This window comes from Nocardioides speluncae (assembly GCF_003121585.1).
Taxonomy (GTDB): Bacteria; Actinomycetota; Actinomycetes; order Propionibacteriales; family Nocardioidaceae; genus Nocardioides; species Nocardioides speluncae.
The window spans coordinates 75,005-92,545 of sequence record NZ_QEOO01000050.1; the positions used below are offsets into that span (position 1 = coordinate 75,005).

The window sequence follows — 17,541 nt, forward strand, 5'->3', positions numbered from 1 at the left end:
CCAGGATCAGTCGCCGAGCTCCTTGCGCCGCCTGCCGACGTACTCCTCCAGCTCGGCCCGCACGGCGTCGTCGAGCGGCGGAGCGGCGTATTCGTCAAGCTTCTGCTGGTAGATCTTGGTGGCCCGACCGGCGGCGTCGACACCCCCGTTGCGCATCCAGCGCTCGTAGTTCTCCGACGAGGACAGCAGCGGCCGGTAGAAGCAGTCGCGGAACCGCTCCATGGTGTGCGCGGCGCCGAGGAAGTGGCCGCCGTGCCCGACCTCCTCGTGGGCCCCGAACGCCAGCGACTCCTCGGTGATCTCCAGCGGCGTGAACTGGACCTGCATCATCTGCAGCAGCTCGATGTCGACGATGAACTTCTCGTAGCCGGCGACCAGACCGCCCTCGAGCCAGCCCGCCGAGTGCATCACCCAGTTGGCGCCGGCCAGGAACGTCGGCAACAGCGTCATCAGCGCCTCGTAGCCGGCCTGCGCGTCGGGGACCTGGGACGAGGTGAGGGTGCCGCCGGACCGGAACGGGAGCCCGAAGTGGCGGGCGATCTGGCCGGTGCACAGCAGGCCCAGACCGGACTCCGGCGTACCGAACGTGGGCGAGCCTGACTGCATGTCGATGTTGGACAGGAACGACCCGAAGATCACCGGGCAGCCCGGCCGGATCAGCTGGGACAGCGCGATCCCGGACAGCGCCTCGGCGATCTGCTGGACCAGCGCGGCCGGGATGGTCACCGGCGACATCGCGCCCATCAGGATGAACGGCGTGAGTACGACGGGCTGGTTGGCCTCGGAGTACTCGAACTGCGCGTCGAGCATCCGGTCATCCCAGCGCAGCGGCGAGTTGCAGTTGATCAGCGAGATCGACACCGGCGTCTGCTCGATGACGTCGCGGCCACCGAACAGGATCGCGCCCATCTCGATGGTGTCGCGCGCGTTGACGCCCGACACCACGTTGCCCATGTAGACCTTGTCAGTCAGCGTCTGCAGCGCCAGCGTCATGTCGAGGTGGCGCGAGTCGAGCGGGGTGTCGTTGGGCTCGCAGATCACGCCGCCGGCGGAGTCGAGGACCGCGAACGACTGGGCGAGCTTGGTGAAGTTGCGGAAGTCGTCCATGGTCGCGTCGCGGCGTACCTCACCCTGCCGGACGAACGGCGGCCCGTAGACCGCGCCGAACGCCATCGAGTTCCCACCGATGTGAATGCTGTTGGCCGGGTTGCGGGCCGCGACGTCGAACTCGCGCGGCGCCTTCGCCACCTGCTCGAGAATGAACTCCGGGTCGAGGAACACGGTGTTCTCCTCGACCCGCTGACCGGCGGCGCGGAACAGCTCCAGCGCCCGGTCGCTCATGAACTCCACGCCGATCTCGCTGACCAGCCGGCGCCAGCCCTTGTCCAGCATGGCCATCGCGTCGGCCGAGAGGACCTCGTAGCGCGGCATTGCGTTCTCGAACATTCCCAAGTCCTCTCTGAACCAACTCCTTGACCGCGTGTCTCGCCGCAGCATAGCCTCATGATGTGGGAATGCGGTTCCATATTATGGAACTCTCGGGATGTGTGGAGAAGGGAAAGCTCATGAGTGCCAACGGGACGCAGGCCGTCGATCGGGCCGCGGCCTTGATCGCGCTCGTCGTCCAGGCCGACGAGCCGATCAGCTTCACGACCCTGGTCGACGAGGCCGGGCTCGCGAAGTCGACCACCTCCCGCCTGCTCGCCGCGCTCGAGCGCGCGCATCTGCTGGAGCGCGACGCCGGCGGCGCGTACGTCGCCGGCCCGCTCTTCGCTCTGTACGCCGCCCGCCACGACCCGTGGCGGGAGATCGGCCGGCTGGCCCGGCCGACCCTGCAACGGGTCGCCGACGACACCGGCGAGACCGTCCACCTCGCCATCCCGCGCGGGGACACCGTGGTCCAGGTGGCGCAGGTCGACACCCGCTACGTGCTCGGCACCCGCGACTGGATGGGTGTGGAGGTGCCGCCCCACACCTCGGCGCAGGGCAAGGTCCTCTACGCCTTCGACGCACTGCCGCTGCCCGAGGGCGAGCTCGACACCCCGGCCGAGCGCTCGCTGCGCACGCTCGCCGAGCTCGAACGCGACCTGGCGAAGGCTCGCCGCAACGGATACGCCGTGACCCGCGACGAGCTGGAGCCCGGCCTGTCCGCCGTCGCCGCTCCGGTGCGCGGTCGCGACGGCAACGTGATCGCGGCACTCGGCGTCTCGGGACCGAGCGCACGGATCGCCACCGAGTCCGACCAGATCGGTCGGCTCCTGGTGGAGCAGGCCGACTCCCTGTCGGCGCTGCTTCGTCGACGGACACTCAAGGAGGGAGCAGCATGACACCCGAGGAGATCCTGCAAGGCCTCTATGACGAGACCTTGCGCGGCAACGGGCCCGCCGTACTCGACCTGACCCATCAGGCGCTGGGGATGCAGATGGAGCCGCAGTCACTGCTCTTCGACGCGCTGATCCCGTCGCTGGAAGAGGTCGGCGCCCGGTTCGAGCGCGGTGACTTCTTCGTGCCGGAGATGCTGATCGCGGGCCGGGCGATGGCCGGCGCGATGGAGGTGCTGCGGCCGCTGCTGGCCGACACCGGCGTCGAGACCATCGGCAAGTTCCTGATGGGCACGGTCAAGGGCGACGTCCACGACATCGGCAAGAACCTGGTCAACATCATGCTGGAGGGCGCCGGCTTCGAGGTGATCGACCTCGGTGTCCAGGTCGCGCCCGAGAAGTTCGTCGACGCGATCAACGAGCACCAGCCCGACATCGTCGGCTTCTCGGCGTTCCTGACCACGACGATGCCGATGTTCAAGGCCAACATCAACGCGCTGCAGAAGGCCGGCATCCGCGACCAGGTGATCATCATGGTCGGCGGCGCCCCCGTCACCCAGGAGTACGCCGACGCGGTCGGCGCCGACGGCTACGCCTCCGACGCCTCGGCCACGGTCCGCAAGGCCAAGGACCTGCTCTCCCGGCGGCGCTCGCTGGTGAGCGCATGAGGCGCCACCACACCCGGCTCCGTTCCGCCTCCAAGGAGGTCGTGATCGGTCACGACCGGCCGTTCTGCATCATCGGCGAGCGGATCAACCCGACCGGCCGGCGGATCTTCCAGGAGCAGCTGCGCGAGGGCGACATGTCCGCGATCGAGCGCGACGTCGCGGCCCAGGTGGCCGGCGGCGCCGACGTACTCGACGTGAACATGGGCGTGCCGCTCACCGATGAGGCCGAGCTGCTGTCCAAGGCAGTCACGATGATCCAGTCGCTGACCGACCTGCCGATCTGCATCGACTCCTCGGTCGTCGAGGCGCTGGACGCCGGGCTCGCGGCGTACCAGGGCCGGGCGCTGGTCAACTCGGTCACGGCCGAGGACGACCGGCTGGCCGCGATCCTGCCGCTGGTCAAGAAGTACGACGCCGCGATCATCGCGCTCCCCAACGACCACGACGAGATCCCGATGGAGTCCGGCAAGCGGCTCGAGCTGGTCCGCAAGATCGTCCGGGTGGCCACCGAGGAGTACGGCATCGCGATCGAGGACATCGTGATCGACCCGCTGGCGATGCCGATCGGCGCGGACACCACGGTCGGCAACACGTTCTTCGAGACCGTCAGTGGGATCCGCGACGAGTTCGGGCTGAACATGACCTGCGGTGCGTCCAACACCTCGTTCGGGCTGCCGGGGCGGCATGCGCTGGGAGCGGCGTTCCTGCCCATGGCGATGACCGCCGGTCTCACCAGCGCGATCATGGATGCCCGCACCCCGCAGATCGTGGAGGCGGTCAAGGCGGCCGACCTGATCCTCGACCACGACGAGTGGAGCGGCAACTGGATCGCCGCGCACCGCGCGAAGCAGGCGGCAGCCGCCGCGGTCACGTGAGGGCGGGATGAGCGACGAGCCGTACGAGTTCGCCGTCGACGCGTTCCGGCGGGAAGGCCTGCTGGAACCCGCTGAAACCGGCACCGGGCCGGCCCACGACGGCACCGGGCGGGTCGACCTGTCCTTCTCGCCGTCGGGCCGGACGGTGCGGGTGCCGCAGGGCGTGACCCTGTTCGACGCGGCGAGTTGGAACGGGATCGCGATCGACTCGACCTGCGGCGGCCACGGCACCTGCAAGAAGTGCAAGATCCAGGTCGTCGACGGCACCGTCCCGGTGTCGCGGCTCGACGTCCGGGCGTTCTCCGCCGACCAGCTGAAGGACGGCTGGCGGCTCGCCTGTCTGGCCCACGCGACCCAGGACCTCGGCGTCGACGTACCGCCGCTGACGACCCGGCCCAAGGCGGCGACGGTCGGCGTCGGCCGCCAGGTGATCCTGCGGCCCGCCGTACAGAAGCGGTACGTCGAGCTCGACGAGCCCACGCTCGCCGACCAGCGACCCGACCTGCAGCGGCTGTACGACGCGATCGACGACCTGGAGCTGCGCGCCGACCTGCACGCGCTGCGCCGGCTGCCGACCGTGCTCCGCCAGGCCGACTACAAGATCACCGCGGTGATCGTCGACGAGGACCTGATCGACGTCGAGCCCGGCGACACCAGCGAGCAGCGCTACGCGATCGCCTTCGACCTCGGCACCACCACCGTCGTGGCCACCCTGCTCGACCTGGCCACCGGCACCCCTGTCGCGGTGCAGTCGATGCTCAACAAGCAGCAGCCGTTCGGCGGCGACGTGATCACCCGGATCAGCGCCACGATGATGGACCCGGACGCGCTCGGCCGGCTCCGGCTGCTGGCCCAGGAGACGCTCGCCGAGCTGGCGGTGGGGGTCTGCGCCGAGGGCGAGGTCGACGCGGCGCTGGTCTACGAGGTGGCGCTGGCCGGCAACGCCACGATGACCGCACTGGTGCTCGGCATCGATCCCGAGCCGCTCGGGGTGGCGCCGTTCGTGATGTCGACGGCCGCGCCGACCGACGTCCGCGCCGCCGACCTCGGCCTGTCGCTGCACCCGGGCGCCCGGGCCTCGCTATTCCCGGCCCTCGGTGCGTACGTCGGCGGCGACATCGTCTCCGGCATGCTGGCCACCGGCATGGACCGCGACAAGCGGGTGCGGCTGTTCATCGACGTCGGCACCAACTGCGAGATCGTGCTCAGCGACGGCGACCGGATCCTGTCCACTGCCGCGCCCGCGGGCCCGGCGTTCGAGGGCGGCGCGATCCGCTGCGGGATGCGCGCCGCCGACGGCGCGATCGAGGTGATCAAGCTCGGCGAGGACGTCGTACTCCAGGTGATCGGAGAGGTGGAGCCGCAGGGGCTGTGCGGCTCGGGACTGGTCGACGGCGTGGCCGAGCTGGTCCGGGTCGGCCTGCTCGACCACAGCGGCCGGTTCGTCAGCGACGAGATCGCCAAGGAGGTCGCGCCGGCGCTGGCCGACCGGCTGACCTATGTCGGCGAGGAGCGGGTGTTCGTCCTGCACCGGCCGCGCGGCGTGACCGAGGCCGCCGAGTCTGTCTACCTCTCCCAGCGCGACGTGCGCGAGCTGCAGTTCGCGAAGGCCGCGATCTCGACCGGCTGGACGCTGCTGCTCGACGAGCTCGAGGTCGACCCGCGCGACGTGCAGCAGGTGCTGCTCGCCGGGTCGTTCGGCAGCTACCTCTCCCCCGCCTCGGCGATCCGGATCGGGCTGGTTCCGAAGCTGCCGGTGCTGCGCATCGTCTCGGCCGGCAACGTCGCTGGCGAGGGCGCGAAGATGGCCCTGCTGTCACTGCGCGAACGAGCCGGCGCGGCCGCCCTGCTGGAGGAGGTGCGCTATGTCGAGCTCTCCGACCGGGCTGACTTCAACGACAAGTTCGTCGACCAGCTCGCCTTCCCGGGCTGAGCCGGCCGCTGTCGCCCTCATCGCCTGCGGCGCGATCGCCCAGCCGGCCGCCGAGATCGTGGCCGGCAACGGCTGGCCGGTCGACGTACACCCACTGCCGCCGCTGCTGCACAACCAGCCACAGAAGATCGCCGGCGAGGTCGAGGCGCTGGCCGCACGGCTGGCCACGACGTACGACGCGGTCGCGGTGGGCTATGCCGACTGCGGGACATACGGCGCGCTCGACGAGGTCTGCACGCGGCTCGGTCTCCGACGGCTGGCCGGGCTGCACTGCTATGACCTGTACGCCGGCCCCGAGCGGGTGCGCCGGCTGTTCGAGGACGAGCCCGGGACCTACCTGCTCACCGACTTCCTGGTCCGCTCCTTCGCGCGGACGGTCATCGCCGAGCTCGGGCTGGACCGGCACCCGGAGCTGCGCGACGACTACTTCGGCCATTACCACCGGGTGGTCTGGCTGGCGCAGGCTCCCGATGCCGAGCTCACCGGGCTCGCCGAGGAGGCGGCCCGCCGGATCGGCCTGCCGCTGACCGTCGTACCGACGGAGACCTCGGGCCTGGAGCGGGCGCTCGGCGTGCTCCTCTCAGACCTCGGAGACCGCGGGGCCTAGGCGATCGAGCTGCTCGGTGCGCCAGCGCTCGGTCTCGGCGACCTGGTTGAAGGTGAAGATGTGCACGCCGTCGACCAGCATCGCCGGGTCGGCCAGCCCGTGCGCGCAGCGCTCCAGGAAGCGCATCGGGTCGTAGCCGCCGGGGGCCGCGATCCGGGCGAACATGCCCTTGTTCTTGGCCAGGAAGCGAGTGGAGTCGCCGACCCCGATCTTGGTCGCCATCGACAGCAGCTTGGCCCGCTCCACCGGACCGGGCAGCCCGATCAGCACCGGCATCGGCACCCGCCGGTCGCGCAGCCGCTTCACCCACCTGATCACCAGGTCCGGGTCGAAGGTGAGGTTGCTGACCACGTTCGTCGCGAACCGGCGCTTGTCCCACATCGCCTGCACGGTCAGGTCGTCGTGGATCGAGGGGTGCGACTCGGGGTAGCCGGTCACGCCGACGCTCGGGAACGGCGAGCCCAGGTCGGCCAGGTCCTGCAACAGGTCGAGCGACTCGTGGTACTTGCCGGCGGGCGGGTCCTGGTCGCCGGCCGGCACGAACACCGAGCCGATCCCGGCCGACTGCAGCCGCGCGACGATGTCGGCCAGCTCGTCGCGGCCGGAGATCATCCGGGCAGCCAGGTGGGGTACGACGGCGTACCCCTGCGCGGCGAGCCGCTCGGCGAGGTCAAGGGTCGCGCCGAGTCCCTTCGTCGGCGAGGCGGTGACGGTGATGGTCCGGTCGGTGCCGACGTGCTCGACGATCACTGCTTCGATGCTCGGTGTCGGCAGCACCTCGTAGCGGGCAGCCTGCAGCAGCCGCCGAGTCACGGCCTCCCTGGTTTTGTTGCGCATAATGGAACTCGTTTCGCGATACGCACCAACAGACTCAGGCTAAGGCCTGCGCCCACCACCGACAAGATCCCGGCCGGACAAGGTTCAGAACTAGAACACGTTGCAGTAGGCCGCGTAGGCTGACGCTCATGAGCGGACTGACGATGGGCGAAGCCTTCCGGCTCGACGGCCGGGCCGCGGTCGTCACCGGCGCCGGGCGCGGCATCGGTGCCGCGACCGCGCTCGCGCTGGCCGAGAGCGGCGTCGACGTGGTGATCTCGGCACGCACCGAGGCCGACCTGAACGAGGTCGCCAAGCAGGTAGCGGACCGCGGCCGCCGGGCGGTCGTCGTACCCGCCGACCTGCGTGACCTGGACGCGGTCGCCGGCCTCGCCGAGCGAGCCGAGAGCGAGTTCGGGCGGCTCGACATCGTGGTCAACAACGTCGGCGGCAGCATGCCCAACGCGTTCCTGAAGACCAAGCCCGAGCACCTCGCCAAGGCGTTCAGCTTCAACGTGCTCACCGCCCACGCGCTCACCCTGGCCGCAGTGCCGATCATGCTGGCGAACGGCGGCGGCTCGGTCGTCAACATCTCGTCGGTGGTCGGCCGGGTTTCCGGCCGCGGCTATCTGGCGTACGGCGTGGCGAAGGCCGCGCTCGCGCACTACACCCGGATGGCCGCCGCCGACCTGTCCCCGCAGATCCGGGTGAACGCGATCGCGCTCGGCTCCGCGGAGACCTCCGCTCTCGACTTCGTGCTCGCCGACGACGGCATGCGCAGCCAGCTGGAGGACAACACACTGCTGCGGCGGATCGCCGACCCGGCCGAGGTCGCTGCGACCGTGGTCTACCTGTGCGCACCGGCCGGCGGCTACCTCACCGGCAAGATCCTCGAGGTGGACGGCGGCCTGGACCGGCCGAGCCTCGACCTGGGAATTCCGGACATCTGACCCAGGTCGAGGCACGTGGCGTGGCGGGGCGGGCGCGGACTCAGGGATCTGTCGGCGCGCCTCGCCCCGCCGGCTTAGGGAGCCCCCTGCGGGACTCGAACCGAACCGCAGGGCAGCAGTCGCGGTCCGGGGACGACGACCGCACTCACGCCGGTGCGGGTCGCCTCCGTCATCAGCGCCTCGAAGGCTGCCGGGGCGTTGTCGTTTCGCTCGATGAAGACGGTGCCGAGCGCATAGCCCTCGCTGTCCGCGAACGCGGCCAGGTCCGACGTACGCTCCTCGACGTCGCGCTCGGTGGTCAGCGCGTCAGCGCGGATGTAGCCCAGCAGCAACGGACGAGTGTTCGTCAACTCAAGCCTCCATCTACCGCCGCGAGCCGAATCTCCCGGATGTAGGTGAAACGCCGGATTGTCCGTTTTGTAACGGGTGATTTTTGTGAATCTTCAAGCAGAGTCTGCGAGAAGCTACCGCCTTACCCTTGTGACCAGCACAAACGTCGCCGCGAGCAGCAGGATCGAGAGCCCGAAAAAGATGCTGGCCTCGATGATCTGGAACTGCCAGAACCGGTCGAGCGGCTGGTAGGTCACCAGGCCGGTCACCGGCCCGGAGCCATCCGCAGGGCCCCCGACGTTCTCGTGGGTCAGCCAACCCTTCATCACGGCCTCCTGGCCGTCGCGCGCCGTGAGCGGCGGCCGGTAGTTCGGGCGCAGCAGGAACTCGACCGGTAGCCGGACCGCCAGCCAGGCGACGATACCGACCGCGGCGGCCACGATGGTACGGCGCAGGAAGGCGCCCGCGGTGATGCCGACGGCGACCGCCCACAGCACGTAGCTCGGGAACACCAGCACCCCGTGGTTGAACTGCCCGGACGAGAACCGGTGCGGATGCAGCGGCGCCAGCCACCACGACAGCAGTGCCGCGATCGCCGCCGCGGCGACGAGCACCCCGAGCAGCACCAGCCCGAGCTTGACCAGCAGCCAGCGGGTTCGCGACACGCCCTGGGTCCAGGCCAGCTGCCAGGTGCCCTGCTCGAACTCGCGCGCCAGGAACGGCGCCCCGATCAGGATGCCGGCGAAGACCGGCGCCAGCGGCAGCCAGGACGTCGCCATGTCGGGGAACTCCGAGTACTTCTGGTTGAACTCTCCGAGCTTGCCCATGCAGCTGTCGTTGTGCGCCGTCCAGCAGGCCGCGATGTTGTCGCGGTCGTACGCCGCGTGCATCGGCAACCCGTGGGCGAGGATCACGATCGCGAACGCCGCCACGACGGCGACCAGGCCGAGCAGCTCGGCGCGATGCTGGCGCCAGGTCAGCCAGATCATGACCGCACCTCCTCGACCTCGGGACGCCGTACCGGCTCGTCGCCCACTTTCGATCGACTCAGATACGCAAGCACAAGTTCCTCCAGTCCGATCGGATGCGACTCCCAGCCAGGCATCACCTGGGTGCCGCCGTTGCGCACCACGACGTGAACCTGGCGGTCGCCTCGGGTGGCGTGAATGGTGCTGTCTCCGTGGGCGCTGTCGGCGTGGTCGAGTACGCCGGTATTCGGCCCCGACAGCACCCGGTGCTCGGCCAGCAGGTCTTCGATGTCGCCGGCGAGCTGGACCCGGCCATCGGTGATGATCACCAGGTGGTCGCAGACCCGTTCCAGGTCGGCGACATTGTGGGACGACAGCAGCACGGTCAGCTCCTCGTCTCCGCTCATCGGCTCCGCGACCGCGGACATCAGCGTCTGCATGAACTCCCGCCGGGCGAGCGGGTCGAGGCTGGCGAGCGGCTCGTCGAGGACCAGCAGCCGCGGCCGCTTGGCCAGCGCGAGGGCCAGCGCGACCTGTGACTGCTGGCCGCCGGACAGCTCGCCCGCGCGGCGGGTCAGCGGGATGTCGAGCGCCGTGATCCGGCGTACCGCCCAGTCCTGGTCCCAGGTCCGGTTGAGCTCGCGGCCCATCCGGAGCAGGTCGGCGACACTGAACCGCTTGTAGAGCGGGTGGTCCTGTGCGACGAACCCGACCTGCGCGTGCGCCTCGGCGGAGTCGGCGGTGGCCTCCGCGCCGAGGACGGTGACCGTCCCGGTCGTCGGCCGGAGCAGGCCGGTCGCCAGCCGCAGGAACGTGGTCTTGCCGGCGCCGTTGGGACCGACCAGCGCGATCACCCGGCCGCTCGGCAGCTCAATGTCGCAGTCGCGCAGCGCCCAGTTCGAGCGGTAGCGCTTGCCCAGCCCGCGGGCCTCGAGTACGACGCTCATGCCACGCCCTCCTGTGCTAGTTCCCTCCGCGCGACCGAGACGAGCGCGCTGACCTCCTCGTCTGCCAGGCCCGCGGCGTGCGCGTCGCGCAGCCAGCGGTCCAGGCGCTTGCGCAGCGCGGAGTACGTCGCCGGCGACACTGTCGCCCCGGTCGACCCCGTCACGAACGTCCCAACGCCCGGCCGCGGCGTCGCGAGCCCCTCCTGCTCCAGCTGGCGGTAGGCCTTGGACACCGTGTTCGGGTTGATCGCGAGCTGCTCGACGACCTCCCGGATCAGCGGCAGCTGGTCGCCCTCACCGAGGTAGCCGAGCAGCACCGCCTGACGTACCTGCTGGACCAGCTGCAGGTACGGCGGCACCCCAGCCGCCGTATCGAGCCGAAACGCGAACATCGCGCCCTCCTATTCCTGTTTTCCTATGAACCTAGGAAAACAGGTGAAACCTCGGTCGTCAAGATCGAGAAATCGTAATTAACCCGGGCAAAAGCCCTATACGTGGCTGCACGTCCGCTGCAACGATTGCTGGGCATGGGAACTCATCACTATGCCGCGTCCGTCCTGACCGCCATCCTGACCGTGACCATCACTGCCACCCCGACCACAGCCGCGCCCGCTGAACCACAGGCAAGCGCGCAGCACCACGGAATCCGAATCACCCGGATCGCCTTCGACCCACCCGGCAACGACCTGCCCGTGACCAACGCCAAGCTCAACGGCGAGTGGATCCGGATCACCAACCACTTCCACTCCGCACGCAAGATCACCGGCTGGAAGGTCCGCGACGCCTCCGGGCACGTCTACAAGTTCGGCACCCTCAAGCTCGGCGCCGGCAAGAGCGTGCGCCTGCACACCGGCCGCGGCACCAACACCAAGGCCGACCGGTACTGGCGGCTCGACAACTACGTGTGGAACAACAGCGGGGACACCGCCGTACTCAAGAACGCCGCGGGCACGGTCGTTGACCGGTGCACCTACAACGGCGCCGGCTCCGCGACCAGCTGCTGAAGCACCGAAACGGCCCCCGACCCGCGCTTTGCGCAGGTCAGGGGCCGTTCTGGGTGTGGCAGATGAAGGATTCGAACCTTCGAAGGCAAAGCCGACGGATTTACAGTCCGCTCCCATTGGCCGCTCGGGCAATCTGCCTTGGTGCTGCCCCGGCTTGGCCGATGGGCAGCAAGACGAAACAATAGCGCAGCACGCCCGGCAGCCGAAAACTGAGGAGAACCCATGGCCGACTCGTCATTCGACATCGTCAGCAAGCTCGACCGGCAGGAGGTCGACAACGCGCTGGGCCAGACCGCGCGAGAGATCGCGACGCGGTTCGACTTCAAGGGCACCGGCGCGACGATCGAGTGGCAGGGCGAGCAGGCGATCGAGATCACCGCGTCCGCCGACGACCGCGCGAGCGCCGTGCTCGACGTGTTCAAGGGCAAGCTGGTCAAGCGCAACCAGTCGCTGAAGATCCTCGACGCCGGCGAGCCGCGCCAGTCCGGCCAGGTCAGCAAGATCGGGATCGCGCTCAAGGAGGGCATCAGCTCCGAGGACGCCAAGAAGATCTCGAAGCTGATCCGCGACGAGGGCCCCAAGGGCGTCAAGGCGCAGATCCAGGGCGACGAGCTGCGGATCTCGTCGAAGAAGCGCGACGACCTGCAGGCCGTGCAGGCGCTGGTGCGCGAGCAGGACTACGACTTCGCGGTGCAGTTCACCAACTACCGCTGACCGGCGTACGCCGGTGCCGCCTCACATGTTGGCGGCGCCGGCCTTGATCGCCTCCCGGATCCGCGAGTAGGTCCCGCAGCGGCAGACGTTGCGGATCTCGTCGAGGTCGGCCTCGGTGATCTCGCGGTTCTGCGCGTGCGCCTTGTTGACCAACGCGACCGCCGCCATGATCTGGCCCGGCTGGCAGTAGCCGCACTGAGCCACATCGTGCTCCAGCCACGCCTCCTGCATCGGGTGCAGGTCGCCGGGCGCGGTGTCCGCGAGCCCCTCGATGGTCGTGATCTCGTCGTCCGGGCCGATGTCGGCGACCCGCACCGCGCACGGGTTGAACGCCTTCCCATTGAAGTGCGAGGTGCAGGCCTTGCAGACGTTGATCCCGCAGCCGTACTTCGGCCCGGTCAGCTTGAGTACGTCGCGTAGCACCCACAGCAGCCGGACGTCGTCCTCGACGTCGACGGTGACAGAGGTGCCGTTGACGATGAAGGTGTGCTGGCTCATCGTGATCTCCTCAGAAGGTCCAGTCCAGGCCGTCAGTCGGCGACTGCGGTACGGGCGGGATGAAGGGCTTGACCTCGAAGGAGATCGGGTCGTCGTGGTTGATCGGGAACCGCTTCGGGACCCGGCCGGTCGCGCGTGCGTAGGCGCAAGCGACCGCGGCCACCGAGCACGCGACGCCGGCCTCACCGGCACCGCCAGGCTGCTCGCCGTTGGACGGCATCGCGATCGCGGTGAAGTCCGGCGGGATGTTCCACTGCCGGGTGTAGAAGTAGTTGTCCCAGCTCGCCTCGAGGAAGTGACCCTCCTTGAGGTGCACGCTGCCGGTCAGCGCCATGGCCAGGCCATCGGCGAAGCCGCCCATCATCTGGGCCTCGAGCCCGCGCGGGTTGATCACGAGTCCGGCGTCGATCGCGATCACCGCCTTGGTCACCCGCGGCCCGCCGACGCCGTCCCGGATCGGGCGGTTCACGGTCTCGGGCCGGCAGTCGATCTCGACCAGGCAGGCGGTGGAGCCCTTGTACTCCTTGTGGATCGCGATCCCCTGGGCCATGCCGGCCGGCATCGGCCGGCCCCACTTGCCGACCTCGGCGACCTTCTTCAGGACCGCCTTCGTCCGCGCGTCCTTCAGGGTGCTGAGCCGGAAGGCCAGCGGGTCCTTGCCCATCTTGGCCGCGAGCATGTCGACCACCAGCTCGTTGGCGGTCGCCACGTCCGGTGAGTAGATGTTGCGCATCGACCCGGTCTTGAACCGCTGATCGGTCTCGGTCAGGGTCTGGGTGATCAGCCCGAAGTGGTACGGCAGCTCCTGGGTGAGGGTGAAGATCAGCTCGGCGTACCCGAGGTTGCCCAAGCCGGTCGGAAGCTGGGCGCCGAGCGAGGAGATCATCTCGCCGAAGCCGTGGGTGAAGTCGGTGGACACCGAGGTGTGCCGCTGCTCGAAGGTGAGCACCTGCCCGCCGAGGTACGTCGCCCGGATCCGCGACGTCGCCATCGGGTGCATCCGGCCCTGCCGAGGCTCGTCGGCGCGGTGCCACATCAGCTTGACCGGCTTCCCGAACGCCTTGGACGCCCGGGCCGCCTCCACCGCGTGGTCGGGGAAGAGTTTGTGGCCGAAGGAGCCGCCGCCGGTGATCACGTTGACCTTGACCTGGGTCTGCAGCAGGTCCACCGCCTTCGCGACCTCGACCTGAGCGACGATCGGCACCTTGAGGCCGGCCCAGATCTCGGCCCGGTCACCGCGCACGTCAGCGATCGCGCAGTACGGCTCCAGTGCGGCGCTGGACTTGAACATGAACTCGAAGCTGGCGTTGACCTGCTTGGCCAGCAGCGGCACGTTCGGGACCAGGAGCGGCAGCTCGGCCTTGCGCAGGTTGGCAAGAACCGAGGCGTCGTCCTGTCCCTCCACGGTGCCCGGGTTCCAGGCGACGTCGAGAGCACGGATGGCGTCGATGCACTGGCCGAACGTCTTGGCGCGGACCGCGACACCGGTCGGGATGATCGCCACGTCGGTGACCCCGGGCATCGCCTGCACCGTGAGCGTGTTGCGCACCGACTTCGCCGTGCCGTTCAGCGTCGGCGGCCGGCACACCATCGTCGGCAGCGCGTCCGGGATGTCGAGGTCCATCGCGAACCGCTTCTTGCCGGTGACGATGTCGTGCGCGTCCACCCGGTTCTGCGGCTTGCCGACGACCGTGAACTCCGAGCTGTCCTTGAGGACGATGCCGACAGGCCTGGTCACCGGGCTGGCCGCGATCGGCGCCAGCTCGCCGTACGTGATCGAGGAGCCGTCGGGCGCCGAGATGACGCCGGCCTTCGAGACCAGCAGCGCGACCACCGAGCCGAGCTGGATCGCGGCCGCCTCGAGCAGCGCCTGCTTCGCGATCGCCGCGGCCACCCGGATCGGCGTGTACGTCGACACCGTGGTGTTGGAGCCGCCGGTCAGCTGGTTGAACGCCAGTTCGGGGCGGGCCGGCGCCAGGGTCACGTGCACCTTGTCGACCGGAAGGTCGAGCTCCTCGGCGATGATCATCGCCGTCGAGGTGGTGATGCCCTGGCCGACCTCGGATCGCGGCAGCGCGAACTCCGCCTCGCCGTTCTCGGTGATCCTGATCGTGATCAGGTTGGCGGTCGGCCGCGCCGCGTCGGTCTGCGCGTCTCCGAGGTCGTAGAGCTCCGGGATCTGCGGGCCGGACGGGATCATCGCCGCGGCGGGCGAGGAGAGTCCGAGGTCAGCTGCGGCGACCAGCGTGCTGGCCGCCATGACGTAGCCGAGGAAGCCCCGGCGCGAGACGCCGCCGGCGGGTGCGCCCGCACCTGGTGCGGCGTCACCTCCGGGCAGCGGCTCAGGGATGGGAAGTGCGGGGGTCACGAGGGGTCCCTTCGGTGCGTGGCGACCCGCCGGGGGATGCGAGCCGTTCCACGTGTGTCAGCCGTCACTGTCAGCATTGCCCAGCAGGCCGACCTGACGCCATGTGCAGTCGCCCAAGAAGTGGCTGCCCGGTCTGTGTAGATTGCCCAACTGCGCCCGCCGGCCTCAGGGAATCACGATCCGCATCGCCTCTGAGATCTTCCGCATGGTGGCCGGGGTCAGTGCGCCAGCCGGTCGAGTGAGGTACCACTCGCGATCGAGCTGCTCAATGTCGTCACACACGACGAAGCCGACGAGCGGGGCGTCGCCGTCCGACAGCGCAATGATCGTCGGCACTTCGCGCTGGCGTCGGGTGGTCGTCAACCGGGCCGCGAGCACTGACGACAGCGCACGATTGCGGTGGTTGTTGGACACCACCACCCAAGGCTTCCGACCGTAGCCCAGGTCGACGAGGTAGACCTGCCCTCGAGCAGGCACAGGCGCGTTCACTCGTCGTACAGGCGGTCAACGCGATCGGCGTAGACCTTGCGAGCCGCCCGCCGCTCTGCCGGCGCATCGCCCTCGTCGTAGGTCTCGGCGAGCAGCTCGTACCCTCGGGCAATCGTCTGCTCGCGGAGCGCCTCCGCGCCGGCCCGGACCAGCATCCGCAGTAGCGCGGCGTCACTCAGGGTCTCGGCCGAGATCGTGAGGCTCTGGCCGGTCAGCCAACGGACCAGCGCCTCGTGGGCGAGTGAGTTCGGATCGGCGAACTCGCCGATGGTGCGCACGTCCTCGTCGTCGAGGGTCACGCTCAGCCTCTTGGTCATGCACCACAACATACACCACATTGTGGTGCAAGAGAAGGTGCATCGACACGGGTGACCCCCAACTCTTCGGTTCGTTGGTCGGTCATGCGCCGCCTACTTGCCGTCACCTTGCTGGTCGTGGCCGCCCCGCTCCTCCAGCAGCCGACAGCGGCCGCGGCCACCGCCGACTGCGCCGAGGTCTTCTACCCGTCACTGACCTGGGCCGGGTGCTCGGCACGCAATGCCGCGGTGTCCACGCAGAACGCCGCCGCACACCTCGACCTCGCGCCGGGCATTGCCGCAGAGACGCTCGCCTACCAGCGGGCCCGCGCCGCGGCGATCGCTGCCGACCCGGAGCGGCAGCCCAACCCGAACACCTGCACCGCAGCGGTCGTGTGTGCCGTCGACCCGCGGACGAGCGGGTGGACCGAACGCGGCGGCATCGTCGAGCCGGTGCTCTACACCTCCCGCTCGGGCGCCACCATGTCCGGCCACATCTGGGCGACCTGGGAGGGCCCGGCCAAGCGGCCGGGCGCGCTCTACATCAACGGCTCGATCCTCGGCTACGAGCAGACCTACTGGTATCTCGCGCAGACGCTCGCCAAGGCCGGCTTCGTGGTGATGACGTTCGACGCACAGGGCGAGGGCAACTCCGACCAGTTCGGCGAAGCGCCCGACCAGCTGGAGGACGCCTTCGCCGGTACGCCGTTCCTCGGGCCGCTCGGGCCGACCGGCACCACCGGCGACTTCCTGGGCGGCAACGGCCTGCCCTTCTACGACGGCGGCCAGGACGCGCTCGACTTCTTCCTGTCCACCCCGGAGCGCCCCTTCGTCCCCCGCAAGAGCCGGAGCACCGGCACCTCGCACGCCGCCAAGCAGGCGCGCCGGGTCGAGGCCGGCCACAACGCGGCGTACAACCCGCTGTGGAGGCTGCTGGACCGCAGCCGGGTCGGCCTGTCCGGGCACTCCTACGGAGCCGAGGCCACCTCGTGGCTGACGCAGTCCGACCCGCGCGTCGACGCCGGCGTGGCCCACGACAACCTGTGCGTGCCGGTCTCACCGTCGCCCGACGAGCTCGAGGCGATCACCAGGCCGAACCCGGACGTCAACTACCTGCCGGGCATGTGGGGGCTGCCGACGGACTGCTTCGGCGCGCCGAACGGTCCGGCGCCCGCGATCACCAAGCCCGTGCTCGGGATCACCACCGACTACTTCACCGGGATCACGCCGTACCCCCTGCCGCCGCATCCGCTCGGCAAGGCGCGCGCCTCACAGAAGTACTCCGCCGCGGGCGTCGACACCGGCGCGATCGTGATCCGGGGCGGCACCCACATCGACTTCACCGACACGCCGCTGATCGTGCCCGCGACGCTGCGCGGCATCGACCTGATCGCCTGGTACACCACTGCCTGGATGCTGAAGTACGTCGCCCACGACCCGGCCGGCGAGCGGATGCTGCTCTCGCACCGCTGGCGCCAGGACCCGGCTGCCGGCGCCGTGGATCCGGCCGGCGACGCCAACATGCTGTCGTGGCACTACCGGTCGCGGCTCGACATCACCCGCGACAACGGGACGGCGTACCGCTGCGAGAACCTGCGCCGGGCGTGCGCCGGGATGGTGCCCAAGAGCCAGGACGGCTGGGCCGGGGAGTACAGCTTCGTCGGCGCGTCCAGCTGAGGCCGGCAGCCGGGCACGAGCAGAGGCGCGTTCGTGAGCAAGGTGGCGCCGAGCATCGAGGTGAGCGCGGCAGCTTCCGG

19 protein-coding genes and 1 tRNA gene are annotated in these 17,541 nt (G+C 69.6%); 9 read left to right on the forward strand and 11 right to left on the reverse strand.

Features of this window, described 5'->3' with window-relative positions:
• Positions 1–6 precede the first annotated feature (6 nt).
• On the reverse strand, positions 7–1,497 hold the full coding sequence (locus tag DDV73_RS26225; RefSeq protein ID WP_109510227.1) for a trimethylamine methyltransferase family protein: 1,491 nt from the start codon (positions 1,495–1,497) through the stop codon (positions 7–9).
• Between the two features lie 68 nt (positions 1,498–1,565).
• Here DDV73_RS26225 and DDV73_RS26230 point away from each other — a divergent pair, with 68 nt between their 5' ends.
• From DDV73_RS26230 to DDV73_RS26250, 5 genes are read left to right on the forward strand one after another with little or no spacing between them, the layout of a single operon-like run.
• Positions 1,566–2,327 (forward strand): IclR family transcriptional regulator, encoded by a 762-nt coding sequence (locus tag DDV73_RS26230; protein WP_109510228.1) that lies wholly within the window; start codon positions 1,566–1,568, stop codon positions 2,325–2,327.
• Entirely contained in the window at positions 2,324–2,989 is a 666-nt protein-coding gene (locus DDV73_RS26235; RefSeq protein WP_109510229.1) for a corrinoid protein, read from the forward strand. The genes DDV73_RS26230 and DDV73_RS26235 overlap by 4 nt, the downstream gene beginning before the upstream one ends.
• Complete coding sequence (locus tag DDV73_RS26240) at positions 2,986–3,864, forward strand: dihydropteroate synthase (RefSeq protein WP_109510230.1); 879 nt, start codon at positions 2,986–2,988, stop codon at positions 3,862–3,864. The genes DDV73_RS26235 and DDV73_RS26240 overlap by 4 nt, the downstream gene beginning before the upstream one ends.
• A gap of 7 nt (positions 3,865–3,871) precedes the next feature.
• Positions 3,872–5,797, forward strand: coding sequence for an ASKHA domain-containing protein (locus tag DDV73_RS26245; RefSeq protein ID WP_109510231.1), 1,926 nt, complete (start codon positions 3,872–3,874; stop codon positions 5,795–5,797).
• The gene (locus DDV73_RS26250) at positions 5,730–6,404 is read left to right on the forward strand and encodes a DUF1638 domain-containing protein (RefSeq protein WP_109510301.1); all 675 of its coding nucleotides are present in this window, start codon (positions 5,730–5,732) and stop codon (positions 6,402–6,404) included. The genes DDV73_RS26245 and DDV73_RS26250 overlap by 68 nt, the downstream gene beginning before the upstream one ends.
• Here DDV73_RS26250 and DDV73_RS26255 read toward each other — a convergent pair.
• Entirely contained in the window at positions 6,378–7,241 is an 864-nt protein-coding gene (locus DDV73_RS26255; protein WP_109510232.1) for a methylenetetrahydrofolate reductase, read from the reverse strand. The two genes, DDV73_RS26250 and DDV73_RS26255, sit on opposite strands and share 27 nt — an antisense overlap.
• A 128-nt stretch (positions 7,242–7,369) precedes the next feature.
• On the opposite strand from DDV73_RS26255, the gene DDV73_RS26260 reads away from it, so the two are divergent.
• Positions 7,370–8,170, forward strand: coding sequence for an SDR family oxidoreductase (locus DDV73_RS26260; RefSeq protein WP_240617493.1), 801 nt, complete (start codon positions 7,370–7,372; stop codon positions 8,168–8,170).
• Between the two features lie 74 nt (positions 8,171–8,244).
• On the opposite strand, the gene DDV73_RS26265 is transcribed toward DDV73_RS26260, so the two are convergent.
• From DDV73_RS26265 to DDV73_RS26280, 4 genes are all read right to left on the reverse strand, one after another.
• Entirely contained in the window at positions 8,245–8,520 is a 276-nt protein-coding gene (locus tag DDV73_RS26265) for a hypothetical protein (protein ID WP_154402921.1), read from the reverse strand.
• Between the two features lie 114 nt (positions 8,521–8,634).
• Entirely contained in the window at positions 8,635–9,489 is an 855-nt protein-coding gene (locus DDV73_RS26270) for an ABC transporter permease (protein WP_109510235.1), read from the reverse strand.
• Positions 9,486–10,415 carry an ABC transporter ATP-binding protein gene (locus tag DDV73_RS26275; protein ID WP_109510236.1) on the reverse strand — a complete coding sequence of 310 codons (930 nt, stop codon included), beginning with the start codon at positions 10,413–10,415 and terminating at the stop codon, positions 9,486–9,488. The genes DDV73_RS26270 and DDV73_RS26275 overlap by 4 nt, the downstream gene beginning before the upstream one ends.
• On the reverse strand, positions 10,412–10,807 hold the full coding sequence (locus DDV73_RS26280; protein WP_109510237.1) for a GntR family transcriptional regulator: 396 nt from the start codon (positions 10,805–10,807) through the stop codon (positions 10,412–10,414). The genes DDV73_RS26275 and DDV73_RS26280 overlap by 4 nt, the downstream gene beginning before the upstream one ends.
• 135 nt (positions 10,808–10,942) lie before the next feature.
• Between DDV73_RS26280 and DDV73_RS26285 the strand changes: the two genes are divergently transcribed.
• Positions 10,943–11,419 (forward strand): lamin tail domain-containing protein, encoded by a 477-nt coding sequence (locus DDV73_RS26285; protein WP_109510238.1) that lies wholly within the window; start codon positions 10,943–10,945, stop codon positions 11,417–11,419.
• Between the two features lie 56 nt (positions 11,420–11,475).
• Here the strand turns inward: DDV73_RS26285 and DDV73_RS26290 are convergent.
• Positions 11,476–11,557 (reverse strand) — tRNA-Tyr (locus tag DDV73_RS26290).
• Positions 11,558–11,641: 84 nt separating this feature from the next.
• On the opposite strand from DDV73_RS26290, the gene DDV73_RS26295 reads away from it, so the two are divergent.
• On the forward strand, positions 11,642–12,133 hold the full coding sequence (locus DDV73_RS26295) for a YajQ family cyclic di-GMP-binding protein (RefSeq protein ID WP_109510239.1): 492 nt from the start codon (positions 11,642–11,644) through the stop codon (positions 12,131–12,133).
• Positions 12,134–12,154: 21 nt separating this feature from the next.
• Here DDV73_RS26295 and DDV73_RS26300 read toward each other — a convergent pair whose 3' ends face one another.
• The 4 genes from DDV73_RS26300 to DDV73_RS26315 all read right to left on the reverse strand — a co-directional run bounded on the left by DDV73_RS26300 (position 12,155) and on the right by DDV73_RS26315 (position 15,805).
• Positions 12,155–12,631, reverse strand: a complete 477-nt coding sequence (locus tag DDV73_RS26300) for a (2Fe-2S)-binding protein (RefSeq protein WP_109510240.1) — start codon at positions 12,629–12,631, stop codon at positions 12,155–12,157.
• A 10-nt stretch (positions 12,632–12,641) separates the two neighbouring features.
• The gene (locus DDV73_RS26305) at positions 12,642–14,999 is read right to left on the reverse strand and encodes a molybdopterin cofactor-binding domain-containing protein (RefSeq protein ID WP_240617494.1); all 2,358 of its coding nucleotides are present in this window, start codon (positions 14,997–14,999) and stop codon (positions 12,642–12,644) included.
• Positions 15,000–15,164: 165 nt separating this feature from the next.
• Positions 15,165–15,488, reverse strand: a complete 324-nt coding sequence (locus DDV73_RS26310; protein ID WP_109510241.1) for a type II toxin-antitoxin system PemK/MazF family toxin — start codon at positions 15,486–15,488, stop codon at positions 15,165–15,167.
• Positions 15,485–15,805: a hypothetical protein gene (locus DDV73_RS26315; protein WP_109510242.1), complete on the reverse strand. Its 321-nt coding sequence runs from the start codon at positions 15,803–15,805 to the stop codon at positions 15,485–15,487. Before DDV73_RS26315 ends, DDV73_RS26310 begins: the two co-directional genes overlap by 4 nt.
• An 84-nt stretch (positions 15,806–15,889) precedes the next feature.
• On the opposite strand from DDV73_RS26315, the gene DDV73_RS26320 reads away from it, so the two are divergent.
• Positions 15,890–17,461 (forward strand): alpha/beta hydrolase family protein, encoded by a 1,572-nt coding sequence (locus tag DDV73_RS26320; protein WP_109510243.1) that lies wholly within the window; start codon positions 15,890–15,892, stop codon positions 17,459–17,461.
• Positions 17,462–17,541: the final 80 nt, after the last annotated feature.